This is a genomic window from Cupriavidus sp. 05L310 (assembly GCF_056398185.1).
In genome coordinates this window covers 183,164-207,831 of sequence record NZ_JBFTOX010000001.1, presented here as the reverse complement: position 1 = coordinate 207,831, position 24,668 = coordinate 183,164, and the positions used below count along the sequence as shown (strand labels likewise).

Annotated in this window: 24 protein-coding genes and 1 pseudogene; 8 read left to right on the top strand and 17 right to left on the bottom strand. The window is 66.4% G+C overall.

The window, feature by feature from the left end; translation table 11 throughout:
- The first annotated feature begins 27 nt into the window (after positions 1-27).
- The 6 genes from AC1DS6_RS01000 to AC1DS6_RS00975 are packed head-to-tail and all read left to right on the top strand — an operon-like array spanning position 28 to position 7,418.
- A complete protein-coding gene (locus tag AC1DS6_RS01000) occupies positions 28-1,374 on the top strand; it encodes a molybdopterin-binding domain-containing protein (protein ID WP_477101742.1) in 1,347 nt (448 codons plus the stop codon).
- The gene (locus AC1DS6_RS00995; RefSeq protein WP_441631651.1) at positions 1,371-3,053 is read left to right on the top strand and encodes a formylmethanofuran dehydrogenase subunit A; all 1,683 of its coding nucleotides are present in this window, start codon (positions 1,371-1,373) and stop codon (positions 3,051-3,053) included. The genes AC1DS6_RS01000 and AC1DS6_RS00995 overlap by 4 nt, the downstream gene beginning before the upstream one ends.
- 40 nt (positions 3,054-3,093) lie before the next feature.
- Positions 3,094-4,008, top strand: a complete 915-nt coding sequence (gene fhcD / locus AC1DS6_RS00990; RefSeq protein ID WP_441631649.1) for a formylmethanofuran--tetrahydromethanopterin N-formyltransferase — start codon at positions 3,094-3,096, stop codon at positions 4,006-4,008.
- Positions 4,005-4,823, top strand: a complete 819-nt coding sequence (locus AC1DS6_RS00985) for a formylmethanofuran dehydrogenase subunit C (protein WP_477101741.1) — start codon at positions 4,005-4,007, stop codon at positions 4,821-4,823. The genes fhcD and AC1DS6_RS00985 overlap by 4 nt, the downstream gene beginning before the upstream one ends.
- A gap of 43 nt (positions 4,824-4,866) precedes the next feature.
- Entirely contained in the window at positions 4,867-6,243 is a 1,377-nt protein-coding gene (gene pabB, locus AC1DS6_RS00980) for an aminodeoxychorismate synthase component I (RefSeq protein ID WP_477101740.1), read from the top strand.
- A complete protein-coding gene (locus tag AC1DS6_RS00975) occupies positions 6,198-7,418 on the top strand; it encodes an ATP-grasp domain-containing protein (protein ID WP_477101739.1) in 1,221 nt (406 codons plus the stop codon). Before pabB ends, AC1DS6_RS00975 begins: the two co-directional genes overlap by 46 nt.
- Before the next feature lie 42 nt (positions 7,419-7,460).
- On the opposite strand, the gene fba is transcribed toward AC1DS6_RS00975, so the two are convergent.
- The 11 genes from fba to AC1DS6_RS00920 all read right to left on the bottom strand — a co-directional run bounded on the left by fba (position 7,461) and on the right by AC1DS6_RS00920 (position 18,975).
- On the bottom strand, positions 7,461-8,498 hold the full coding sequence (gene fba / locus AC1DS6_RS00970) for a class II fructose-bisphosphate aldolase (protein WP_441631641.1): 1,038 nt from the start codon (positions 8,496-8,498) through the stop codon (positions 7,461-7,463).
- Positions 8,499-8,555: 57 nt separating this feature from the next.
- Positions 8,556-9,764: a phosphoglycerate kinase gene (locus AC1DS6_RS00965; protein WP_477101738.1), complete on the bottom strand. Its 1,209-nt coding sequence runs from the start codon at positions 9,762-9,764 to the stop codon at positions 8,556-8,558.
- A gap of 93 nt (positions 9,765-9,857) precedes the next feature.
- Positions 9,858-10,553 (bottom strand): phosphoglycolate phosphatase, encoded by a 696-nt coding sequence (gene gph / locus AC1DS6_RS00960; RefSeq protein WP_441631637.1) that lies wholly within the window; start codon positions 10,551-10,553, stop codon positions 9,858-9,860.
- A complete protein-coding gene (gene tkt / locus AC1DS6_RS00955; RefSeq protein WP_477101737.1) occupies positions 10,553-12,565 on the bottom strand; it encodes a transketolase in 2,013 nt (670 codons plus the stop codon). Before tkt ends, gph begins: the two co-directional genes overlap by 1 nt.
- Before the next feature lie 10 nt (positions 12,566-12,575).
- On the bottom strand, positions 12,576-13,454 hold the full coding sequence (locus tag AC1DS6_RS00950; protein WP_035873561.1) for a phosphoribulokinase: 879 nt from the start codon (positions 13,452-13,454) through the stop codon (positions 12,576-12,578).
- Positions 13,455-13,465: 11 nt separating this feature from the next.
- Positions 13,466-14,551, bottom strand: a complete 1,086-nt coding sequence (locus AC1DS6_RS00945; protein ID WP_477101736.1) for a class 1 fructose-bisphosphatase — start codon at positions 14,549-14,551, stop codon at positions 13,466-13,468.
- A gap of 49 nt (positions 14,552-14,600) precedes the next feature.
- Positions 14,601-15,317 (bottom strand): ribulose-phosphate 3-epimerase, encoded by a 717-nt coding sequence (gene rpe / locus AC1DS6_RS00940; RefSeq protein WP_441631631.1) that lies wholly within the window; start codon positions 15,315-15,317, stop codon positions 14,601-14,603.
- A 1-nt stretch (position 15,318) separates the two neighbouring features.
- Entirely contained in the window at positions 15,319-16,083 is a 765-nt protein-coding gene (locus AC1DS6_RS00935; RefSeq protein WP_441631629.1) for an HAD family hydrolase, read from the bottom strand.
- Positions 16,084-16,093: 10 nt separating this feature from the next.
- Positions 16,094-17,008, bottom strand: a complete 915-nt coding sequence (gene cbbX / locus AC1DS6_RS00930; RefSeq protein ID WP_441631627.1) for a CbbX protein — start codon at positions 17,006-17,008, stop codon at positions 16,094-16,096.
- Between the two features lie 36 nt (positions 17,009-17,044).
- On the bottom strand, positions 17,045-17,464 hold the full coding sequence (locus AC1DS6_RS00925) for a ribulose bisphosphate carboxylase small subunit (RefSeq protein WP_276288579.1): 420 nt from the start codon (positions 17,462-17,464) through the stop codon (positions 17,045-17,047).
- Positions 17,465-17,508: 44 nt separating this feature from the next.
- Complete coding sequence (locus AC1DS6_RS00920) at positions 17,509-18,975, bottom strand: form I ribulose bisphosphate carboxylase large subunit (protein ID WP_441631625.1); 1,467 nt, start codon at positions 18,973-18,975, stop codon at positions 17,509-17,511.
- 154 nt (positions 18,976-19,129) lie between these two features.
- Here AC1DS6_RS00920 and AC1DS6_RS00915 point away from each other — a divergent pair, with 154 nt between their 5' ends.
- Positions 19,130-20,080 carry a LysR family transcriptional regulator gene (locus AC1DS6_RS00915; protein ID WP_441631623.1) on the top strand — a complete coding sequence of 317 codons (951 nt, stop codon included), beginning with the start codon at positions 19,130-19,132 and terminating at the stop codon, positions 20,078-20,080.
- A 251-nt stretch (positions 20,081-20,331) separates the two neighbouring features.
- Here the strand turns inward: AC1DS6_RS00915 and AC1DS6_RS00910 are convergent.
- From AC1DS6_RS00910 to AC1DS6_RS00900, 3 genes and pseudogenes are all read right to left on the bottom strand, one after another.
- Positions 20,332-21,042 (bottom strand): annotated as a pseudogene (locus AC1DS6_RS00910) (Fic family protein); the annotation flags it as partial.
- A gap of 321 nt (positions 21,043-21,363) precedes the next feature.
- Positions 21,364-21,603 (bottom strand): hypothetical protein, encoded by a 240-nt coding sequence (locus tag AC1DS6_RS00905; RefSeq protein WP_441631621.1) that lies wholly within the window; start codon positions 21,601-21,603, stop codon positions 21,364-21,366.
- Positions 21,604-22,087: 484 nt separating this feature from the next.
- Complete coding sequence (locus tag AC1DS6_RS00900) at positions 22,088-22,537, bottom strand: BON domain-containing protein (protein WP_441631619.1); 450 nt, start codon at positions 22,535-22,537, stop codon at positions 22,088-22,090.
- A 353-nt stretch (positions 22,538-22,890) separates the two neighbouring features.
- Between AC1DS6_RS00900 and AC1DS6_RS00895 the strand changes: the two genes are divergently transcribed.
- The gene (locus tag AC1DS6_RS00895) at positions 22,891-23,088 is read left to right on the top strand and encodes a hypothetical protein (protein WP_441631617.1); all 198 of its coding nucleotides are present in this window, start codon (positions 22,891-22,893) and stop codon (positions 23,086-23,088) included.
- A 157-nt stretch (positions 23,089-23,245) separates the two neighbouring features.
- On the opposite strand, the gene AC1DS6_RS00890 is transcribed toward AC1DS6_RS00895, so the two are convergent.
- The 3 genes from AC1DS6_RS00890 to AC1DS6_RS00880 form a co-directional block, all read right to left on the bottom strand.
- Positions 23,246-23,620, bottom strand: coding sequence for a hypothetical protein (locus AC1DS6_RS00890; protein WP_477101735.1), 375 nt, complete (start codon positions 23,618-23,620; stop codon positions 23,246-23,248).
- Positions 23,614-24,036, bottom strand: a complete 423-nt coding sequence (locus AC1DS6_RS00885; RefSeq protein ID WP_441631613.1) for a ubiquitination-like system serine protease family protein — start codon at positions 24,034-24,036, stop codon at positions 23,614-23,616. Before AC1DS6_RS00885 ends, AC1DS6_RS00890 begins: the two co-directional genes overlap by 7 nt.
- Before the next feature lie 69 nt (positions 24,037-24,105).
- The gene (locus AC1DS6_RS00880) at positions 24,106-24,372 is read right to left on the bottom strand and encodes a hypothetical protein (RefSeq protein ID WP_441631611.1); all 267 of its coding nucleotides are present in this window, start codon (positions 24,370-24,372) and stop codon (positions 24,106-24,108) included.
- Positions 24,373-24,668 lie beyond the last annotated feature (296 nt).

Here is a 24,668-nt window from a genome sequence, read left to right as displayed (position 1 = left end):
CTGGCACAGGCTTTGCTCGACTCGGGCATGGCACCCGCAACCGATCTCCCCTCCGACCCCCGTGGCCGCCCAGCCGCCCAGGCCAGCTGGACCTGTCCTTTCTGCGCGCTGCTGTGCGACGGGCTCGCCGTCCCGCAGGAAGGCCCGGACGGCCAGGCACCGGCGCTGACCGACAGCAATTGCCCGCGCGCGGCAAGCGCGCTCGCTGCCTTCGGCCGGGGGACAACGGCAGCCGAGCCGTGCGCCGATGGCCGCCCGGTGACACTGCCCCAGGCCCTCGACGCCGCCGCTCGCCTGCTGCGCGGGAGCCGCCGCCCGCTGTTCGGCGGCCTCGCCACCGATGTAGCCGGCACGCGCGCGCTTTACGCCTTGGCCAACCACAGCGGCGCCGTGCTCGACCATGCGCATGGCGACGCCATGACGGCCAGCCTGCGCGCGCTGCAGGATCGAGGCGCCTTTACGACCACCCTGGCCGAGGTGCGCAATCATGCCGACCTGATCCTTTGCATCGGCACCCAGCCCTCGCACAAGCACCCCGAGTTCTTCCGGCGCTGCGGACTGATGGACGGCGAACCGCCGTGCCCGCGCGAACTGGTCTTCCTTGGCACGCCGGCCGACCCCGCCGCCGCGCAACTCCCGAACGTGCGCAGCAGCGAGGTGGCGCTGCCCGAAGGCGAGGATCTGTACCAGACGCTTGCGTTGCTGAACGCCCTGTGCCGCCCGCGTGCGCTGGCCGACGGCAACATCGCAACGGCTGCGCTGCGCGATCTCTCGGCCCGCTTGCTCGCTGCGCGTTATGCCGTGATCGTGTGGACGCCCTCCACGCTCTGCGCGCAGGCGGGCGGCAAGCATGCCGCGCTGCTGATCGAAGGCATCCACCACCTGGTCAAGACGCTCAACCGCACCACGCGCGCCGGCGGCCTGTCGCTAGGCGGCGACGACGGCGGCAACACCGTCAACCAGGCCATCACCTGGCTGTCTGGCCTGCCCCTGCGCACGCACGTGCACCCCGGCGGGCTCGATCACGATCCGCATCGCCACCGGACCGAGCGCCTGCTGCGTGGCGGCGAGGTCGATGCCTTGCTGTGGGTTGCCAGTTTCACGCCGGACCTGCCACCGCCCGCCAGCACCGTGCCCACCGTGGTGCTCGGGCATCCCGCGCTGGCCGCCGCGATGGCGCGGCGCCCCGGCGTCTTCATTCCGGTTTCCACCCCGGGCATCGGCTCGGCCGGCCACCTGTTCCGCACCGATGGCGGCATCGTGCTGCCGCTCATCCCGCTGCGCGACGACGGCCTGCCGACGGTCGCGGCAGTGGCGGCGCAAATGCTGGCGCGGCTGCAACAAGCGCCGGCGCCAACGGAGTCCGCATCATGAGCACATTGCGCCTGCATGGAGGCCGCGTGTACGACCCCGCGCGGGGCATCGACGGCCAGCTTGCCGACGTCTATATCCGCGCTGGCCGCATCGTCGAACAGCCTCCCGGCACGCGGGCGGAGGCGGAGCTCGATATCGGCGGCATGGTGGTGATGTCCGGTGGCATCGACATGCACTCGCATATCGGCGGCGGCAAGGTCAATCTGGCCCGGATGCTGCTGCCCGAGGACCACCGCGACAACCTGCCCGCCGGCGGCCCGCTGGAACTGGCGTCCTGCGGCACTTGCACGCCCGGCACGCTGGCCACCGGCTACCGCTATGCGCAGATGGGCTATACCGCTGCGTTCGAGCCCGCCATGATGGCGTCCAACGCGCGCCAGACGCATTTCGAGATGGGCGACACGCCGGTCATCGATCATGGCGCCTATGTCATGCTCGGCAACGACGACCTGTTCCTGCGCATGCTGGCCGGCGGCACCGACTTCCAGCACATCCGCGACTATGTCGGCTGGACCGTCAACGCCAGCAAGGCATTGGGCGTGAAGGTGGTCAACCCGGGCGGCATCTCGGCCTTCAAGTTCAACCAGCGCAAGCTGGATGTGGACGACCAGCACATGCACTACCGCATCACCCCGCGCGACGTGCTGCGCACGCTGAGCCAGGCCCTGACGGAACTCAAGGTGCCCCACCCCTTGCATATCCACGCCAGCAACCTCGGGGTGCCGGGCAATATCGAATCGACGCTTGCCACCATAGCCGCGCTCGAAGGACTGCCGGGCCACCTGACCCACATCCAGTTCCACAGCTACGGCGCGGATGGCCCGCGCAAGTTCTCCTCGGCGGCGCTGCGCATCACCGACGCGGTCAACGCTAACCCCAATATCTCCATCGACGTCGGCCAGATCATCTTCGGCCAGACCGTGACCGCATCGGGCGACACCATGATGCAGGTGAAAAACGCCGACCACGCCCACCCGCGCAAATGGATCGGCGCCGATATCGAGTGTGACGCGGGCTGCGGCGTGGTGCCGTTCCGCTACCGCGAGCAAAGCTATGTCAATGCACTGCAATGGGCCATCGGCCTGGAAGTCTTCCTGACTGTGAAGAACCCCTGGCAGGTGACGCTGACCACCGACCATCCCAACGGCGGCCCGTTCACCAGCTACCCGCATCTGATCCGTCTGCTGATGGACAAGTCCTTCCGCGACGAGCAGCTTGCCAAGCTGCACCCCGAGGTCGCCGCCAACTGCGCGCTGCCGGATATCAAGCGGGAACTGACGCTATATGAGATTGCCGTGCTGACCCGCGCCGGCCCCGCGCGGCTGCTTGGCCTGCGCGACCGCGGCCACCTGGGCGCGGGGGCGGCCGCCGATATCGCGGTGTACCGCGAGGACGCCAACCGCGAAACCATGTTCAGCGCACCGGAGTACGTGTTCAAGGACGGCGCCCTGGTGGCGCGCGCGGGGCGCATCGTGGCCACCCCCGCCGGTGGCACGCACTATGTCGAGCCCGACTATGACAAAGGCATCGAAAAGACCTTGCGCAAGTACAGCGACAGCCATCTCGCCCTGCACTTCGACAACGCCGCCATCGGCCGCGACGAACTGTGCGCCTGCTGCAATGGCGGCCGCCTGCTGCCTGCGCAGTGCGCCCCTCTGCACAAGCAGGACACCGTATGAACAGGCTCCCGACCTTGCCGCGCGCCTGGGGACACTCCGCATGCTGATCAACGGACTCACCATCGACGACACCTTCGCGGAAGCCTTTCCGATGAAGGCAACCCGCTTGCTGGTCACTGCGCATAACCTGACCTGGGCCCGGCATGCCGCAGCCGCGCTAACGGGCTTCGCCACCTCGGTGATCGCATGCGGCTGCGAGGCCGGCATCGAGCGCGAGATCGCGCCGGCCGACTCGCCCGACGGACGGCCCGGCGTGGCGGTGCTGCTGTTCTCGATGTCGGGCAAGGAACTGGCCAAGCAGGTCGAGCGGCGCGTCGGCCAGTGCGTGTTGACCTGCCCCACCACGGCGGTGTATGCGGGGCTGGCCGAAGGCGAGGCCATCCCGCTGGGCAAGAACCTGCGCTTTTTCGGCGACGGCTGGCAGATCGCCAAGATGATCGACGGCGTGCGCTACTGGCGCGTGCCGGTGATGGACGGCGAGTTCGTCTGCCAGGAGACCACGGCGGTGGTCAAGGCGGTGGGCGGCGGCAACCTGCTGATGCTGGCGCGCGACACCGACAGCGCGCTGGCCGCGGCGGAGGCCGCGGTGGCGGCAATGCGCCAGGTTCCCAATATCATCATGCCCTTTCCCGGTGGCGTGGTCCGTTCCGGCTCGAAGGTCGGCGCCAGATACGCCGGCATGCATGCCTCCACCAACGACGCGTTCTGCCCCAGCCTGGCTGGCCTGGTCGCCGGCAGCCAGCTTGGGTCCACCGTGCGCTGCGTGCTGGAGATCGTGATCGACGGCCTGACGGAAGCCGACGTGGCCGCCGCCATGCGGGCCGGGATCGCGGCACTCGCCGAGCGAGGCGCCGCCGCGGGGCTGGCGCGCGTTTCCGCCGGCAACTACGGCGGCAAGCTGGGGCCCTTCCATTTTCACCTGCACCGGCTTGCCAGCCAGGGAGAATGCGCATGAGCGGCCTGACCCTGCGCCTCGCCAACGCCCCGGCGCTGCGGGTTGACCTGCGCCAGCTGACGCCAGCCGCCCTGGCCGGCATGGCACCGGACGCGGTAGCGCGCCTGCCCTTGTGGCATGGCAACGAGCGCATCGCCCTTGGCGAACTGTTTACCGTGCAGGCCCACGGCGGCGATGGCGAGCCCGCTCTCACGCTTGAAGGCGACCTGGGTCGCTTCGACCGTATCGGCTGGCAGATGTCGGGCGGTACGCTGCGGGTCGACGGCAACGCGGGCGACTACCTCGGCTGCGGCATGCAAGACGGCACGCTGCGCGTGAACGGCAATGCCGGCGACTTTGCCGCAGCGGCGCTGGCCGGCGGCAAAGTCGTCATCGGCGGCAACGCCGGAGACTTCGCCGCCGCCGCGCTGCCAGGCGACATGGACGGCATGCGCGGCGGCACGCTCGTGATCGGCGGCAACACCGGCGACCGCTTCGGCGACCGCATGCGGCGCGGCACCGCGATGGTGGCGGGCAACACCGGGGACTTCACGGCCTCGCGCATGGTCGCAGGCACCATTGCGGTTGCCGGTGCCGTCGGGACACATCTGGCCTACGGCATGCGCCGCGGCACCATCGTGCTGCTCAGCGCCAGGCCGCAGGCGCGCGCCACCTTCGTGCGCACCGACGGCAATTTCGATGTGTTCTGGACGTTGCTGGCGCGCCACCTGGCCCGCGCGGGCGGACCCTTTACGGCCTTGCCCGCGCTGCGGCCACGGCGGCTGGTGGGCGATCTCGCCGTGGATGGCAGGGGCGAGTTGCTGATCGTTGACTAAGGCCCGGCAAGCCGTTCCCGACCCGGCCTGGAAGGAGTCCGCCATGCCGCATTCCCATGCCGACGCGCCAGCTGCGGGCGACGATTGCTACGCGCTGCTCGACGACGCCACCGCCACGCCGGGCCAGCCCACCAGCCGCCTGTACACCGGCTTTCTGCGCGAGATCCGCTGCACGGATCCGGCCGGGCTGGCGCAGGCGTGGCAGGAGGCCGATGCCGCGATGCGCGGCGGCGCCCACGCGGTGCTGCTGGGCGACTACGAATGGGGCATGGCACTCCATGGGCTTGGTCATCTCGCGGCGACGGGGCCGCGTGAGCCTGCCCTGCGCATCCTGCTTTTCCGCAAGCTGGCCCGGCTCTCGCGCGAGCAGGTGGATGCCTGGCTGGCCAGCATGGACGGCGCACCGCCTTCTCCGGCCCGTGTCGGTGCACTACAACCGAGCGTCGACCGCCCCGCCTTCCATACCGCAATCGCCCGCATCCAGGAAGCGCTGCGCGCCGGCGAAACTTACCAGGTCAACTACACCTACCGGATCGATTTCGAGGCCTCGGGGTCCCCGGTTGGCCTCTACCGCCGCCTGCGCGCCCGCCAGCCGGTAGCCTACGGGGCGTTGATCGCCCTGCCCCACGACGCGCAGCAGCCCTTCATCCTGTCCTGCTCTCCCGAACTGTTCCTGCGTCATGAAGACGGCAGGCTCACCGCGCGCCCGATGAAAGGCACCGCGCGGCGCGGCGCGGCCCCGGCCGAAGACCGCTCGATTGCCCGCATGCTGGCCTCCGACGCCAAGAACCGCGCCGAGAACCTGATGATCGTCGACCTGCTGCGCAACGACCTGGGCCGGGTGGCGCAAATCGGTTCGGTCAGGGTGCCGGCGTTGTTCTCGATCGAGCCTTACGCCAGCGTGTTCCAGATGACCTCCACCGTTGAAGCGGTCCTGCCCGAGGCCGTGTCAATGCCGGCCCTCCTGCGCGCCCTGTTTCCCTGCGGCTCCATTACCGGCGCACCCCGGCATCACACCATGGAACTGATCGCCGCGCTGGAAACCAGTCCGAGGGGCCTGTACACCGGCGCCATAGGGTGGGCCGACGCTCCGGCTCCCGGCTCGGCGCGTGCCTGCGGCAGCTTCTGCCTGTCGGTCGCCATCCGCACGCTGGTGCTTGGCCCTGCCCGTGGCGGCGTGCGACCGGGCCGCATGGGGGTCGGAGCCGGGATTGTGCTCGATAGCGAGGCCGAATCGGAATTCGAGGAATGCGCACTGAAGGCCGCCTTCCTGACCGGCCTGGTGCCCGACACCGCGCCGACACCGCATCACGTGCGGGATCTAGCCATTCCCGACCTCATCGTTACCCAAGTTAAGCCGCCCCCTCACTCACCATGCCAACCCGAACCCTCATCGTCGCCGCCCTCTCGTCCCGCATGATGGCCGAATCCGCCGCGCAAGCCGGCCTGCGCGTGGCCGCGCTGGATCTCTTCGGCGACGCCGACACCCGTCACATCGCTGCCCACTGGGAGCCCATCGGCGCTGCCGGCTCGATGGCGATCGATGGAGAACATATGCTCGCCGCGCTGCGCCGGATGCGCGACACCGAACACCCATCTGGTTGGGTCGCCGGCAGCGGCTTCGAACAACTGCCGGAGTTGCTCGATGCCGGTCATGCACTGTTGCCGCTGCTCGGCAACAGCGCCGCCACCGTACGCGGCGTCAAGCAGCCCGGCGCCTTTTTCCGGCTGCTGGCCGCACTCGGCATTCCGCATCCGGAAACCACCGTGGAGATGCCGCGCGATCCGACAGGTTGGCTATGTAAAGTTGTCGGCGGCACCGGCGGCTACCACATCCGGCATTTGGCTTCCGAGCACGCCATCGCCGCCGATACCGCCGACACCACCCCATACTTCCAGCGGCAAAGACCCGGCCTGCCGATGTCCGCGCTATTCGTCGCCCACCGCCGCGGCGTCGATCTGGTTGGCATCAGCCTGCAGCGCATTGCGTCGCATCACGACTGTCCCTACCTGTTCCGCGGCGCGACCGGGCCGGCAATACTGCCTCCAGGCATCGTCTCGCGCCTCGTCGATATCATCCATTGCATCGCACGCGAAACCAGCCTGGTTGGACTCAACAGCATCGACTTCCTGTTCGATGCGCCGGACCTGATGGTGCTTGAAGTCAACCCGCGTCCGCCAGCCAGCATGGCGCTCTATGCCGATGCCTATCCGCTCGGCCTGATGCACGCGCACCTGCAAGCCTGCCGTGGAGAAATACCCGCGCGCCCGGCCGCAGGCCAGGCCGGCGTGCGTGGCTTTGAAGTCGTCTTCTCGCAAGCGCCGGCGCGGATCAACGCCACGCTCACCGCCGCGCTGATGCGCACCGGCTGGTGCCACGACATTCCCGTGCCCGGCAGCTACGTGGCCGCCGGCCACCCCTTCTGTTCCGTCTCGGCCGCCGGGCGGACGGCGGCCGAGACCGAAGCCGGACTGCGCACGCGCAGCGCGCAGATCCTGGCCCTGCTCAAGACGCGTCACGACGGACTTCGCGGCACCGGCGGCATCGCGGCGTCTCTATTCAAGGGCCCGCACAGCCGGCAGCAGCACGCTTAGCATTCGCTTCCCCGCCCGAATCTCCGCCCGTATCACCGACGCCTAACGGTAGCGCTGCACCTGCTTTTCCAACGGCACCGGCTTGATCCTCGAGGCCTGTCCCGCACAGCCGAACGCCTCGAAGCGCAACCGCACCACGCTCTTGGCGCCCTTCTTGGCCGCCAGCAAGGCCTTGCGCGGATCGAACTCGCTGCGGTCGTCGGACAGCGACTTGCGGATTGCGCCGGTCATCGCCAGGCGGATATCGGTATCGATATTCACCTTGCGCACGCCGGTCTTGATGCCGCGCAGGATCTCCTCGACGGGCACGCCGTAGGTCTCCTTGATATCGCCGCCGTACTGGCGAATGATCTCCAGCCACTCCTGCGGCACCGAACTGGAGCCATGCATCACCAGGTGGGTGTCGGGAATCTTCTGATGGATCGCGCGGATGCGGTCCATCGCCAGAATGTCGCCGGTGGGCTTGCGCGAGAACTTGTAGGCGCCGTGGCTGGTGCCGATGGCGATCGCTAGTGCATCCACGCCGGTGCGCGCGACGAAGTCGCGCGCCTGCTCCGGATCGGTCAGCATCATGTCGTGCGACAGGATGCCGGCGGCGCCGACGCCGTCCTCCTCGCCGGCCTGGCCGGTTTCGAGCGAGCCCAGGCAGCCCAGTTCGCCCTCCACCGATACTCCTACGGCGTGTGCCATCTCGCACACGCGGCGGGTCACGCCGACGTTGTAATCGTAGTCCGACGGGGTCTTCATGTCTTCGCGCAGCGACCCGTCCATCATCACGCTGGTGAAGCCGGAGCGGATCGAGGCCTGGCACACCGCCGGACTGGAGCCGTGATCCTGGTGCAGCACGATGGGAATATCCGGATGTGTCTCCGCCGCCGCCAGCACCATGTGGCGCAGGTAGGCCTCGCCGGCATATTTTCGCGCGCCGGCCGAGGCCTGCAGGATGACCGGGCTGTCGGTCTCCTCGGCGGCTTCCATGATGGCGTGGATCTGCTCCAGATTATTGACGTTGAAAGCCGGCACGCCGTAGCCGAACTCTCCCGCGTGGTCGAGCAACTGGCGCAGGGATACGAGTGACATGATGGAACTCCGTAAGTTGACGCTGATTCGGTGAATTCGGTATTGCATGGGCGCCCGTCAGGCGGCCGCCCGCTGCTCCAGCACCTCGAAGGCCGGCAGTGTCTTGCCCTCCAGGAATTCCAGGAAGGCGCCGCCACCTGTCGAGATATAGCCGACCTGCTCCGCGATACCGTACTTGGCGATGGCCGCGAGCGTATCGCCGCCACCGGCGATCGAGAACGCCTTCGATGTGGCAATGGCTTCGGCCAGCACCCTCGTGCCATTGCCGAACTGGTCGAACTCGAACACACCCACCGGCCCGTTCCACACGATGGTGCCGGCAGCCATGAGCTGCCTGGCCAGTTGCGCTGCCGTGTCCGGGCCGAGATCCAGGATCATGTCGTCGTCCGCCACGTCTTCCGCACGCTTCACAGTGCCGGCGGCAGTGGCGCTGAACGTCTTGGCGCACACTACGTCCACCGGAATGGTCACCGCCGCGCGGCGCGCGGCCATCATGCCGATGATGGCGCGGGCTTCCGCCACCAGGCCCGCCTCGGCGAGGGAATTGCCGATCTTCAGGCCAGCCGCCAGCATGAAGGTATTGGCGATCCCGCCCCCCACGATCAGCTGGTCGACCTTGGCGGCCAGGGATTTGAGGATGGTGAGCTTCGTCGAAACCTTGGAGCCCGCCACGATGGCGACCAGCGGGCGCGCCGGCTGGCCCAGCGCACGGCCCAGCGCGTCGATCTCGGCGGCCAGCAGCGGGCCCGCGCAGGCCACTGGCGCGTATCTGGCGATGCCGTGGGTAGTTGCCTCGGCGCGGTGGGCGGTGCCGAAGGCGTCGTTGACGTAGATGTCGCACAGCCTGGCCATCTTCTGGGAGAGTTCCTCGCAGTTGGACTTCTCGCCCTTGTTCTCGCGGCAGTTCTCCAGCAGCACCACGTGGCCGGGCGGAACATCGAAGCCGCCGTTGACCCAACCGGCCAGCAGCGGCACCTCGCGCCTCAGCAGCGCCGAGAGGCGGCGGCGCACCGGCGCGAGGCTTTGGCGCGGATCGGGCTCGCCCTCCACCGGCCGGCCCAGGTGGGAAGTCACCATGACCGACGCGCCGGCTTGCAGGCAGGCTTCAATGGCGGGCACGGAGGCGCGGATGCGGGTGTCGTCGGTGATCTCGCCCGCGGCGTCCCGGGGGACGTTGAGGTCGGCACGGATGAAGATGCGTTTGCCGGTGAGGTCGCTGCCGGTGAGCAAGGACGATAGGGTCTGTACTTTACCGATGGGGGGCATGGTGTGGGTCCTGGCGGATGTGGTAGGCGTGTGGTTATCTGGTCTCTGCGCGGTTTGATCCATCGTGGGTCTGCTTCGCTCTCCCTGCCCGACTCAGGCCAGCATCCGGCGCGCGGGCGCAAGCAGCGCCGGCACGTCTTCCAGCGAATCGATCACCGCATCGCCACCCAGCGCGGCAACGCCGCCGGGGCCGGCATAGCCGTACCGCACCAGGAAGACCGGCATGCCCGCCGCGCGCGCCGCGGCCACGTCAACCGCCGAATCGCCAACCAGCACGCTGCGCCTCTCATCAGCCTGCAGCAGCCGGCAAGCATGGCGCAGCGGCTCGGGGTCCGGCTTCATCCGCGCGATCGAGTCGCCGCCGACCAGGACCTCCAGGTACCTGGCCAGCCCGGTCACGGCCAGCAGCGGCGCTGCCAGCGCCCTGGGCTTGTTGGTCACGCACGCGATCCGGTAGCCCTGCTGCTGCAAGGCCGCCAGCCCGGTCTGCACGCCGGGGAAAACGCGGCCAAGGTGCCCGTTGACTTCCGCATAGTGGCGGTGGAACACCGCCTCGGCGGAATCGGCGCCATCCCGATCGCCGCTTGCCGCGGTCTCCAGCACGCGCCGCACCAGATTGGGCACGCCCTTGCCGATAAAACCGCTGATGGTGTCAAAGGGCAATGGCGCGCGGCCCAGTTCGTCCAGCATGCGGTTGGCGGCCTCCACGATGTCGTGCGCCGTATCGACCAGGGTGCCGTCGAGGTCGACCAGCACCGCGGTGTAAGGCAGGTCCGGTGCGATGCGCATCACGGCCTCCCCAGCAGAGCGCGCGCCGTATCCGCGACCCGCGCCGGCGTCAGGCCGAAGTGCTGGTACAGCGCATCGGCCGGCGCCGAAGCGCCGAAGGTGTCGATCCCCACGGTGGCGCCCTGCTCGCCCACCACCGCGCGCCAGGGCCAGGTGACGCCGGCCTCCACGCTGACGCGCGGCACGCCGGCCGGCAGCACCGCTTCCCGGTAGGCCGCATCCTGCGCATGGAAGCGCTCCACGCAGGGCATCGACACCACCCGTACGCGAATCCCTTCCTCGGCCAGGTGGGCGGCCGCGCGCATGGCGATCTCCACTTCCGAACCGGTGGCGATCAGCACCGCCTGGTGCGCCTCCACATCCTGCAGCACATAGCCGCCGCGCCGGATGCCGGCAAGTTGCCCGGCATCGCGCGCGAACGGTGTCAGCGCCTGGCGCGACAGCAGCAGGCAGCTTGGCCCGTCGCCGCGCTGCACCGCGTCCAGCCAGGCGAGCGCGGTTTCCACGCCGTCGCAGGGGCGCCAGACCTGGTTGTTCGGGATCAGCCGCAGGCTCGCCGCATGCTCGACGGGCTGGTGGGTAGGCCCATCCTCGCCCAGGCCGATCGAGTCGTGGGTAAGCACATGGATCACCCGCTGCCGCATCAGCGCGGCCATGCGGATGGCGTTGCGGGAGTAGTCGGAGAACACCATGAAGGTGCCGCCATATGGAATCAGCCCTCCGTGCAGGGCCATGCCGTTCATCACCGCCGCCATGCCGAACTCGCGCACGCCGTAGCTGACATAGTTGCCCTGCCCGGCATGGTTGACCCAGACCGAGGCCTTCACGTCGGTCAGGTTGGAGCCGGTCAGGTCCGCCGAGCCGCCCAGCAGTTCCGGCAAGGCGGCGGTCAGCGCTTCCAGCGTGAGCTGCGATGCCTTGCGCGTGGCGATCTTGCCGTGCAGGGCCGATGGCGTTTCGAGCAAGGCCATCAGCCCGGCCTCGAACGCTTCCGGCAACTTGCCCTGATCGCGGCGCAGGAACTCCGCGGCCAGCTCAGGATGGGCCGTGCTGTACCAGGCGAAGCGCGCGTTCCAGTCGGCTTCGCGCCCGGCACCCAGCGCACGCGCGTCCCAGGCGGCGGCCACGTCTGGCGGCACCGCGAAGGGTTCGGCGTCCCAGCCCAGCGCTTCGCGCATGGCGGCGATCTCTTGCGGGCCCAGCGGCGCACCATGCACCTCATGCCCGCCGGCCTTGGCTGGCGCACCTTTGCCGATCACCGTCTTGCAGCAGATCAGCGTGGGCCGCTCGCCTTGCGCCTTGGCCTGGCGGATGGCCGCATCGATGGCGCGGGTATCGTGGCCATCGACGTTCGGGATCACATGCCAGCCGTAGGCCTCGAAGCGCCGCGGCGTATCGTCGGCAAACCAGCCCGACACCTCGCCGTCGATGGAGATGCCGTTGTCGTCGTACAGGCAGATCAGCTTGCCGAGCTTCAATGTTCCGGCCAGCGAACACGCCTCGTGGCTAATGCCTTCCATCAGGCAGCCATCGCCGAGAAACACATAGGTGTGGTGGTCGATGATGGTATGCCCGGCGCGATTGAAGCGGGCAGCCAGCAGCTTCTCCGACAACGCCATGCCGACCGCGTTGGCCAGTCCCTGCCCAAGCGGGCCGGTAGTGGTCTCGATGCCCGGCGTGTGGCCGACTTCCGGATGCCCCGGTGTGCTCGAATGCAACTGGCGGAACTGCCGCAACTGCGCCATCGTCAGCGCGTAACCGCTCAGATGCAACAGCCCGTACAGCAGCATGGAGGCATGGCCGTTGGACAGCACGAAGCGGTCGCGGTCGGGCCACGCCGGGTTGGCGGGATTGTGGCGCAGGTGGCGCCGCCACAGCACCTCGGCCATCTCGGCCATACCCATGGGCGCGCCCGGGTGGCCGGACCTGGCCTGCTCCACCGCATCGGCGGCAAGGAAGCGCAGTGCGTTGGCGCAGCGCGCCGCCGGATCGATACATTCTGGTGCGTTCATGGCCGGCTCCTTACTCGTCGGCGCGCTTGCGGCGCTCCATCATGCGCAGCACAAAGGGGGTGAAGATCAGTTGCATGGCGAGTTCCATCTTGCCGCCGGGCACCACGATGGTGTTGGCCCGCGACATGAAGGAGTCGTGCACCATGCTCAGCAGGTACTGGAAGTCGATCCCCTTCGGGTTGGCGAAGCGGATCACCACCATGCTTTCGTCCGGCGCGGGGATCTCCCGGGCAATGAACGGGTTGGACGTATCCACGCACGGCACGCGCTGGAAATTCACATGGGTGCGCGAGAACTGCGGGCAGATGTAGTTCACGTAATCAGGCATGCGCCGCAGGATGGTGTCGGTCACCGCCTCGCTCGAGTAGCCGCGCTGCTTCTGGTCGCGCCACAGCTTCTGGATCCATTCCAGGTTGATCACCGGCACCACACCGATCAGCAGGTCGGGATAGCGGGCCACATTGACTTCGTCCGTCACCACGCCGCCGTGCAGGCCCTCGTAGAAGAGCAGCTCGGCGTCCTCTGGCAACGGCTCCCAGGCGGTAAAGGTACCCGGCTCCTGCTGGAAGGGGGCGGCCTCGTCGGCGTTGTGCAGATAGCGGCGCCGCATGCCGGTACCGGACTCGGCATAGGTGCGGAACAGGTTTTCCAGCTCACCGAAGAGATTGGTGCCAGGGCCGAAGTGGCTGAAGTTCATATTGCCGCTCTGCTCTGCCTCGGTCATCCTGACCTTCATCTCGGCGCGGTTGTAGCGGTGGAAGCTGTCGCCCTCGATCACCACGGATTTCACGCCTTCGCGGCGGAAGATGTTCTCGAAGGTGCGGGTGACGGAGGTGGTGCCGGCGCCGGAGGAGCCGGTAATGGCGATGATGGGATAGCGTTCGGACATGTCCGGGCACCTCAGGCGGGAACGCGAAACAGGCTGCGTTCGTTGAACAGGGGATTGGGAAGCTCGGCGCCGGGCGGCTCGCTGTGATAGCGCTCGATCCGCTCCACCTCGTTGCGCGAGCCGAAGACCACGCCGATGCGCTGGTGCAAGGCGCTGGGCTGGACCGACATCAGCGGCTGCCGGCCCGTGCTGGCGCGCCCGCCGGCCTGCTCCATCAGGAAGGCGATGGGATTGGCCTCGTACAGCAGGCGCAGGCGGCCGGCCTTGGCCGGGTCCTTGCTGTCGCGCGGGTACATGAAGACGCCGCCGCGCATCAGGATGCGGTGCGCCTCGGCGACCATCGAGGCAATCCAGCGCATGTTGAAATCCTTGCCGCGCGGCCCGGTCCGGCCGGCCACGCACTCGGAGATGTATTGCCGAACCGGCGCCTCCCAGAAGCGGCTGTTTGAGGTGTTGATGGCGAACTCGTGCGTGTCCGCGGGCACCGTGAGGTTGGCGTGGGTGAGGAAGAACTCGCCCAGGTTGGGATCGAGCGTGAAGCCGTTGACGCCGTTGCCCACGGTCAGCACCAGCATGGTGGTGGGCCCGTAGATGGCGTAGCCGGCGGCTACCTGCGCCGTGCCGGGTTGCAGGAAATGCAGCTCGGACACCGCATCCACGCCCTCCGGCGCGCGCAGCACGGAGAAGATGCTGCCCACGGAGACGTTGACGTCGATATTGGATGAGCCATCGAGCGGATCGAACACCAGCAGGTACTTGCCCCGCGGATACTGCGACGGAATCTGGTAAGGGGCCGCCATTTCCTCCGACGCCATGCCGGCCAGGTAGCCACCCCACTCGTTGACGCGCAGGAAGGTGGTATTGCTCAGTACATCGAGCTTTTGCTGGGTCTCGCCCTGGACGTTGACGGCGCCGTCGGCGCTGCCATGCAGGCCGCCCAGCGCGCCGAACGCGACGGCGCGCGCAATCTCCTTGCATGCCATGGCGACGTTGAGGATCAGGCCGTTGAAGCCGCCGCTGGCATGCGGATAGCGGCGGCGCTCCTCGATCAGGAACTGCGTCAAGGTCATTCGGTGTGGCTGGTTTTGATGTGGCATGGCAGGTCTCCTCTTTTTATCTGTCTTTGCTTGGCGTGCCTGGGCAGCGCTATGTCTGCGCCGCTTCGCGCAAATGCCGCAGGATGGCGCGATAGCCACCGTCGGTATCCGGCGCGCCGAACACCGCGCTGCCGGCAACGAAGGTATCCGCGCCCGCCCGGGCAATATCCGCGATGTTGTCGGGCTTCACGCCGCCGTCGATCTCGAGCCAGACCGGCTGACCGCCTGCGTCCGTGTGCCGGTCGATACGCGCGCGTACCTCCCGCAGCTTGGCGAGCGTGCCGGGAATGAACTTCTGACCGCCGAAGCCCGGGTTCACACTCATCAGCAGCACCATGTCGAGCTTGTCCAGCGTATGCGCCAGGTAGTCCAGCGGCGTGGCCGGATTGAACACCAGGCCCGCCTTGCAGCCATGCTCGCGAATCAGTCCGAGGGTGCGGTCGACATGACGGCTAGCCTCCGGATGGAAGGTGATGATCGACGCGCCGGCCTTGGCGAACATCGGGATCAGCGCATCGACCGGCTCCACCATCAGGTGCACGTCGATGGGGATGGACACATGCGGACGGATCGCCTCGCAAACCAGCGGGCCGATGGTCAGGTTCGGCACATAGTGGTTGTCCATCACGTCGAAGTGCACGAGGTCGGCACCCGCCGCCTCGATCGCGCGCACTTCCTCGCCCAGCCTCGCGAAGTCTGCGGACAGGATCGACGGCGCCAGGCGAATCGCCGTGCCTTTCCCGCTTGCATGGTCATGGGTATGCATATCAAGCTGCCTCGAACAAGGTGCCGCGATGCCAGCGGCGCAGAGCGGCCAGGTCGGCCCAGCGGTGGTCCGCGCCCGGCAGGTGCTGCGGCATGGGTTCTTCCGGATCGCCCAGATGCGGGAGCACCAGCAGCGCACCGTCGAAGCGGTCCTGCGAGGTATAGGCAGTGGGTGTGATGACGGTGGGAATGCCCGCGGCCAGCGCGGCGCGCAAGCCATTCTCGGAATCCTCCACCGCCAGGCAGTCTGCCGAGTCCAGGCCGAGCCGGTCCAGCACGGCCAGGTAGACATCCGGCGCCGGTTTCTTCTCGGCGGTGGTGCCTGCGTCGCAGATGACGGCGAAGCGCTGGCGCCAAGCTACGCCCAACGGCGCGCGCAGCAGCGCATCTAGGTTGGCCGGCGTAGTGGTAGTGGCGATCGCGATCGGCATGCCGGACTGCCCGGCCTCCTCGATCAGCCGCGCAATGCCCGGGCGCAACGGCAGCGCACCACCGCTGACTCTCTCGGCATAGTGACGGGTCTTGATGGCATGCACCGCCTCGATGGTCTCGCGCACCTGGCTCCCGCGGGCTTCCTCGGGGTCCGCCATGCGCCAGTAATGCAGCAGCCGCTCCTTGCCGCCGGCCACTTTGAGCAGCCGCGTGTAGAGCGCCACGTCCCAGCGCCAGTCGAGGCCGACTTCGGCAAACGCCGCATTGAAGGCCTGGAGATGCGCGGACTCGGTATCGGCAAGGGTACCGTCGACATCGAAGATCAGGGCTTGCATGGCTCACTCCTCATTGGTCTGCCGGGGCTGCCGGCGCGAACACGCGGCTGGCAAGCAGGTCGGGGGCGGTGATGGTGGTCAGCGCGAGGTCGTCGGCGACCACGCCGGGATCCCGCAGCAGGCGGGAGGCGTGCCGCAGCCGCGCGCGGTCGAGCGCGTTGCGCACGCTGCGGGCGTTGGCAAAATGCGGCTGCACCATGCGGCGCGCAAGGTAGTCGGCAAAGACCGCGCGGCTTTGCTCGTCGAAGCGATACTGCATCTCGCCAAGCATCAGGTCCGCAATCTGTCCCAGTTCGTCGACCTGGTAGTCGGGAAAGTCGATATGGTGCGCGACGCGAGAGGACATGCCCGGGTTGGATTCGAAGAACCGGTCCATGCGGTCCTTGTACCCGGCCAGGATCACCACCAGGTCGTCGCGGTTGTTCTCCATCACCTGCAGCAGGATCTCAATGGCTTCCTGGCCATAATCGCGTTCGTTCTCGGGCCGGTAGAGGTAGTAAGCCTCGTCGATGAACAGCACACCGCCCATCGCTTTCTTCAGGATTTCCTTGGTCTTGGGCGCGGTGTGGCCAATGTACTGACCGACAAGGTCATCGCGCGTGACCGCCACCAGATGCCCCCGGCGCACGTAGCCGAGTTGATGGAGAATCTGCGCCATGCGCATGGCCACGGTGGTCTTTCCGGTACCGGGATTGCCGGTGAAGCACATATGCAGGCTGGGCGCGCCGGCGCTGAACCCGCGCGCCGCCCGCAGCTTGTCCACCAGCAGCAGCGCGGCGATATCGCGGATGCGCCCTTTCACTGGCGCCAGCCCGATCAGTTCGCGGTCAAGCTGTGCCAGCAAATCAGCGATTCCCGAGCTGGCGAGCACATCCGCCAGCGTGCCAGGCGGCTGCAGGTGCGAGGGAGATTCCGGCGCTGACATGGTGTCCTCCGTGAGTGTCGACGAGATGCTGCGGACTTAGTAGCGGCTACCTTCGGGACGAGCCTGCGCGGCATAGCCCTCGATCGAGTAGCGCATCGTGCGACCCGGTTCCTCCTGCCGTACCAGGCGAAAGCCCGGCTCGTCAGCGGGCCGGTTGACGATGAAGGACATCACCACCGATTCCACCGTATGCGTCGCATCGAAGGCCATCACGCGGATGTAGTGGTTGGGGAAAGTCTTGCGCGCGTTGTTGATCTCCAGCAGGATGCCGGCGGCGTCGCGCAGGTCGAACATCGGCAGTCCGAACATCTCCCAGTACGTATTGCGCGGATGGGGGTCGTCGGTGTACTCGATGCCGACCGCCCAGCCCTTGTTCAGGCAGTACTCGAGCTGGCTGGTGATCTGCGCGTCGGTGAGTTCGGGCAGGAAGGAGAAGGTGCCTTGTGTAATGCGCATGATGTCCTCGTCTCTTGTTCGTTGGTGTCAGGTACGGCGCGGGCTCAGGCCACGGACGCGGTGGGCACGAAATCCGAGGTATCGGTCGGCGTGTAGTTGAAGCTGATATCGCCCCACGTATCAAGCGCTGCCCGCAGCGGCGAGCACCATTTGGCTGCGTCGCGCAGGATGTCGGGCCCTTCGTTGACGATGTCGCGCCCCTCGTTGCGGGCCAGCACCATGGCTTCCAGGGCCACGCGGTTGGCCGTGGCGCCGGCCTGGATGCCTTGCGGGTGGCCAATGGTGCCGCCGCCGAACTGCAGCACCACGTCGTCGCCGAACAGGTCGAGCAGCTGGTGCATTTGCCCGGCGTGGATGCCGCCCGAGGCCACCGGCATCACCTTGCGCAGCGAGGCCCAGTCCTGGTCGAAAAACAAACCGCGCGTCAGGTCGGTCTTGGTATAGGCATCGCGGCAGACGTTGTAGTAGCCCTGCACGGTGAGCGGATCGCCTTCAAGCTTGCCCACCGCGGTACCGGTATGCATATGGTCGACACCCGCCAGGCGGAGCCATTTGGCGATCACGCGGAAGGACACGCCGTGATTCTTCTGGCGTGTGTAGGTGCCATGCCCGGCGCGGTGCAAATGCAGCACCATGTCGTTCTGCCGGCACCAGTTGCTCATCGACTGGATGCAGGTCCAGCCCACGATCAGGTCAATCATGATGATCACCGAGCCCAGCGATTTGGCGAACTCGGCGCGCCGGTACATTTCCTCCATGGTGCCGGCGGTGACGTTCAGGTAGCTGCCCTTGACCTCGCCGGTAGCGGCGGACGCCTTGTTGACCGCATCCATCACGAACAGGAAGCGGTCGCGCCAGTGCATGAAAGGCTGCGAGTTGATGTTCTCGTCGTCCTTCATGAAATCCAGCCCGCCCTTCAGCCCTTCGTAGACCACGCGGCCATAGTTCCGGCCCGACAGGCCCAGCTTGGGCTTGGTGGTGGCGCCCAGCAGCGGGCGGCCGAACTTGTCCAGGCGTTCGCGCTCGACGATGATGCCAGTGGACGGGCCGGCAAAGGTCTTCACGTAAGCCACCGGGAAGCGCATGTCTTCCAGGCGGGCCGCCTTGATCGGCTTGAAGCTGAACACGTTGCCGATGATGGAGGCGGTCAGGTTGGCGATCGAGCCTTCCTCGAACAGCGACAAGTCATACGCCACGTAGCAGAAGAACTGCTCGGGATTGTTCGGCACCGGATCCACGCGGTAGGCCTTGGCGCGGTACATATCGCAGGCGGTGAGCCGGTCGGTCCACACCACCGTCCACGTGGCCGTGGACGACTCGCCAGCCACCGCGGCGGCAGCCTCGACGGGATCCACGCCCGCCTGCGGCGTGATGCGGAACAGCGCGAGCAGGTCGGTGTCCTTGGGCTCGTAGCCTGCATCCCAATATCCCATTTCCTTGTACTTCATCACACCGGCGTCGTAACGCTTGCGGGGCTTGGCGGTGGCTTGGATCGTCTCAGGGGCGTTCATGGTGGTTTCCTTCCCGTGGGTTGGCTGCATGGGCTGCATGGGCTGCATTGACTGCGTGTGAGGAAAAGATATCCAGCTATCCACATAAGGTAAATTCAGATATTCTTAGCCCGCATATAAGGGATCCCTTATCTGACAAGGTGGTGCGTACCTCATGTCCTTTCTCCGCTCCCTCACCCTTCGCCAGTTGCAGATCTTCGTCACCGTTGCCCGGCACGCCAGCTTCGTGCGGGCGGCCGAGGAACTGCACCTGACCCAGCCCGCCGTCTCCATGCAGGTCAAGCAACTCGAGTCCGTGGTCGGGCTCCCGCTGTTCGAGCGCGTCAGCCGCCAGCTCACGCTGACCGAGGCCGGCGACCGCTTCCTGCATCACGCCTCGCGCATCCTGGGCGAGGTGAAAGACGCCGAGGACGGCCTGCAGGCGGTCAAGGGCATCGACCAGGGCTCGATCTCCATCGGGCTGATCAGTACCGCCAAGTACTTCGCGCCCAGGCTGCTGGCCGGCTACTCGGCGCGCTATCCGCACGTCGACGTGCGCTTTGCCGAAGGCAACCGAGAAACGCTGCTGCGCCTGCTGCAGGACAACGAGATCGACCTCGCGCTGATGGGTCGGCCTCCGCGCGAACTCGACGCCGTGTCCGAACCCATCGCCATGCATCCGCACGTGATCGTGGCCTCGCCCCGGCATCCGCTACGCGATGCCGGGGGCTTCGATCTGCAAGAACTGCGCCACGAAACCTTCCTGCTGCGCGAGCCAGGATCCGGCACCCGTACGGTGGCCGAGCAAATGTTCAAGCACCACCTGTTCGCGCCGGCCAAAGTGGTCACCCTGGGCAGCAATGAAACGATCAAGCAAGCCGTAATGGCAGGCATGGGCATCAGCCTGTTGTCACTGCACACTCTGTCACTGGAATTGCGCACCAAGGAGATTGCACTGCTGGATGTGGCGGGCACGCCGATCGAGCGCGTCTGGCATATCGCGCACATGGCGAGCAAGCGGCTGATGCCGGCCAGCGAGGGCTGCCGGGCGTTCCTGCTGGAACAAACGGCCGAGTACCTGGGGAGGGAGTACGCCGGGCTGCTGCCCGGGCGGCGCGTGGCCTAGCGATGGGAGAGCTGCCTGGGCGCGTAGCGCATCCGGGGTTCGCCGATGCGCGGCAGGCGCACGCATCGGTTATGTTGCCGCTTGCGCGCTACACGAACTGGCGCATACCGGCACTGCAGCCAAGCCCACTGGGGGTGTATGCGTTGCGGCAACGCGTGTGCCAGCGACGAGAGTGTGCGCTTGGTGCTCGCGGACCAACCGCATAGAGACGCGGTTCCACCCATGAGCCAAGTCATTTCCCGGAGGCGCGCCTACACGGATAGGTCGTTCAACTCATAGCTGGTGCTGCGCCCGCCTGCATCCGATTTCCGCAGGACGCCACGTGCGAGCAGATCCGTGATGTCGCGCAGCGCGGTGTCTGGAGAGCATTTGGCGATCGCCGCCCATTTGGAGCTGGTGAGCTTGCCTTCGAAACCATCAAGCAGTCCGTTGAGCAGTTTCACTTGCCGCTCGTTCAGTGGCGTGGTCGCCCAACGCTGCCAGAATCGCGTCTTGACGAGCACAACATCAAGGGTGTCCTGCGCCTGATCGACGGCGCGATGCAGCGTATCGAGGAACCAGGCCAGCCACTCGGTGACATCCATCGACCGCTTCTGGGTCCGCTCCAGGAGATCGTAGTAGGCCTTGCGCTCCCGCCGGATCTGCGCCGACAGGCTATAGGAACGCTGCGGGCTGCCATCGGCGCGCGCCAGCAGCAGGTCGCCGGTCGCACGGGCTATACGGCCGTTGCCGTCGTCAAACGGATGCAAGGTGACGAGCCACAAATGGCCGAGCCCTGCCTTGAGCAGAGGTAGATCGTTCGATGCGCCATTGACCCAGTCGAGAAATCGGCTTGTTTCAGCTTCCAGGCGATTGGCTGGCGGCGCTTCGAAATACCCACGTTGCCGGCCGATGGGGCCGGACACCACCTGCATCGGACCGCTGGCGCCGTCACGCCAGCCACCGACCTTGATCCGGGCAATGGTCTGGCTAGCGGAGTACCTGTCTTTCGACGCAGGCGGGCAGCACCACCGATTCCGGGTGGCCCGCCCTATGTAAAGCCGCCGCTGCGGGCTCGCTTCCCTCGACTCTGATGCGTTCTGCATCCCAGAGACGTTCCCCGGGCTTGGGCGCGAGGTCCCGAAGAGCCCGAGCTGCGGCAGGCTGACCGCGGTACCCGACGGAGCATCCTGCTTGGCATGCGGTCAGGTCCAGCAGTACCTGGCACTTGCCAGCAAGGACGCTGGGAATAGCTGCGCGACAGCCACGCAGCGCATTTGTGGACGTCCGCGAAAGCCGGAGGCTTACCCGGCAGTCACATAGACCAAGACCGCCAGGTCCGCGCCGACCACGTTGATCTCGATCATCGGACTCAGGCTCAGTTCCTTCACTAGCCAAGGCTTGCCGGCGGCGTCCGGCAGGCGAATGACCACACCAAGAGCGAGATGCGGCATGGGCGCGTCTGCGGTCAGTTCAGCCACGAGAACGGGGGCGCCGGCGGGCGTGGCGTTGGTTACATCAATGAAGGTGTATTTGAAAGCCATAGCATCTCCTACGGAGGATCTGCGACCGCGGCCTTAGACTGAGCCATTCCGACTTCATCTTGAAGCAGCGCATCGTCACTATTTCAAAAGGGAAATCGCAATGGCGATCACCCCAATTGCCGCGAGGGTAACGATCACAAAGAGCAGCATGGGCTTATCCGAACTGGGTAGTCCAGTATCCTTCGAGCCATGCGCACATGCTATCGGGTGCGCACTGATTTCATGCCGGATTTCGTCCTACAGGCAGTTCGTCATTGCGAGACGCCATGACAGCAAGTCGGGGATGCGCCGGCTTTGAGATTTGCGCGCAGGCCGCGCGGGGCCAGCCCGAGCCCTTTCGCCCGGCCATTCCCTCGGTACCAGCGGGGCGCCTTTCGCGCGCAATATCACGGACCTATCCCGCGCGTTTTCACTGCCGAGTGTCAGCCACCGCCTGCTCGGAGATTTCAGGCTGCAGCACGTCGACTAGCGCAGTTGCTCCAGCCTATTTCCCGACCTGCAGACCATCTACCACTGATTGCACGCCATCCACTGCACGGACTGCATTCAGGGCCGTCAGCTTCTCCGAGTCATTTTGCACTTTGCCGTCGAGGTGCACGACACCGTTTTCAGTTCGCACTCGAATTCCGTTGGGCCTGAGCACCTTCGAGGCAAGAAGCTCGGCTTTCACTTTCATCGTGATGGCACTGTCGCTGAGTTTCGTCGAGGACTCCGCAGACGGTGCAGATTTCCCCATTGCGGTGGAGTTATCCTTTGGCACGGTGCGATTGCTTGGTGCCTCGGGAAGCCCAGGCGTGCCAGGCGCACTGTTCATGGGTGGCGCACCATCCGTTGCAGCCAGTATTCTGCCCACATCCCCCCTGGCAGCTGCATTGCCCGAAGCAGCAAGCAACCCAACAACGCTAGCAAGCCACATCTTTTGGATTGATTTCATTAAATGTCTCCTGCTGGTGCTTCTGCGGGTCGGCGGGTCATAGTGCATGGCGATGCCACATCGCGGCACGCGCGCACTATACAAAAAGGACAAGCAACAAGAGGACGGAGTTCCGCGTCGGTCCGGCTACGTTACATCCAGACACAGGCATTACGATTTGAGAAGGTGAATCGCGCTAACGCCACTTCCAAGGCGCGCAGGAACCGGGGACTTCACTTCCCTTTGTCATACGCAGTAAGGAAATGTATCCTGCGTTGCGAGGTTGGACACGGAGATGGAGAGTTAGCTTTTCAACGGCGCAGCCGCCCGCTGCATGACCTTCAACAATCCTATCCCCTTCGCAGGAGACGAAGATGCTCAGTCCTCATGAAATCGCCGCCTTGATGCTTCTCGAAAGTGCAGACGGGAATCTCGAATTGGACCCTGCCGACCTCAAGAGCCTCGTGCATCGGCAGCTCGTACGACTGGAACGACCGAAACACGGCCGTAGCCAAGTTCGTCTCACCAACCACGGGCGTAATTTTCTGGACACCGTCGCCAAGAGGCGCTGAACGGCGGCCTACATGGGCCACGCTTCGACCAACTTGCGATGCCAAGCTGCACACTCCCCCAGCGCACCTAGCAAGTCCCGCATAACCCAGTCCTGCCAGGTGTCATAGTCGGCCGCCGCTGGCGGATCCGGTACTACGCACGGGCGCCGCCAGCGCGCTATCGAGCGGCGGCGGCTTGCTTGGCTGCCTCAACGGCGTCGGACAGCTTGCGCACCCGGAAATCGTCAGGGCGGCAATCCACAGGCAAGGGCCTCGCATTCTTCATATCCTTGCGGATGGCGTCGAGCTTGGCGCCAAGAGTCGATTGGATGCCGGCGAGCTCGTCGGCCTTTTGGCGGATGCTGGCGCCGGCGGCGCGCAGATCCTGCAGCGCTTGATCCGTGGTTGCCAGATCCGCCTGGGAGCGTGCGGCAGTGAGCTCGGCCAGTTCAGCGTCCTTCCGCCAGCCGTTCGCCGTCCAGCCGGCGGCGAACAGCGTTTCAGCGACCACCGCCAATCCTGCAGCGCGCCATGGAATCGTCGGCATCAGCATCCCCAGCCCTCCGGAAACTCGGCCAGCGGCACCGTCTGGCCGGCCAGCGCATGCGTGCAGTCGCCCAGGAACTGGATGCTGCCGTCGATCACAAAGCTGTGGCACACGCCACACTCGAAATCGCGCTCTTCGTCCGGGTGCTCGGCGTAGTAGGCGCACCAGCAGTCGCCGCCGGTCTTGTACCCGGGAACGTAGTGGCCGCTGCGCACCAGCACGCTGGGCGTGAACGTGGGGCGCTTCACGTCACCGTTCCAGCCCCAGCGCGGGCCCGGCCCGTCGCCATGCTGGATCTGAATCAGCCGCCGCGGGTGGTCGGCGTAGCTGTGAAACAGGATTGGCGCCGCCGGCATGCTGCCGACCAGCACGTTGTACCCGTTGTCGGACTTCGCCAGCAGCGCACGGCCCAGCTCGGACACCGCGATGGTGTCCAGGAATGGCCGGATGAAAAAGCCACCCGAAGGTGGCTTAGTCGATTGTGCGGCAGGCTACTCGCCGGTTTCTTCTTGAAACGCTACCTGCTGTGCTGTGGCGTATCCGAGGATCATTATCTGATCATCATCGAGTTTCGCAGACTGCTCCGGCAGTTCCACGATCGGCGTTTCGGGATACATGTCCGCGAGGAGCTTCTCGGCAAGCTCTCGGGACTCGAATGGACCGAAGTGAATGACACTCTGGCCGCTGACTTCTGCAAAGGAACATTCCCCTGTTTCTAGGGGGTAGAACACCACCAATGTGCGCGCATGCTGGTCCATAGTAGCCTCCAGATCTCGTTATGTACCCCAAACATAACTATCGATACTGGCAGGCCCCGCCCCGACGGGCGGGCGCCTTCCGTCTGCACCACAATTTTAGGAAATCTGTCTATACAGACAAGTATCGAAGCCCACACCCGATATGGCGTCCCCGGCTCCGGCGCGACGACAATGCTGCCCAGTGCCGTCGCCTCGCCGGCGGCCAGCGGGCGTTCCAGGCGCAGGTTCACGTGCCACCCAGGCACAGCCGCTGGCGGCGTGACCACGTTGCCGTCAGCATCCCACTCGCCACCCTC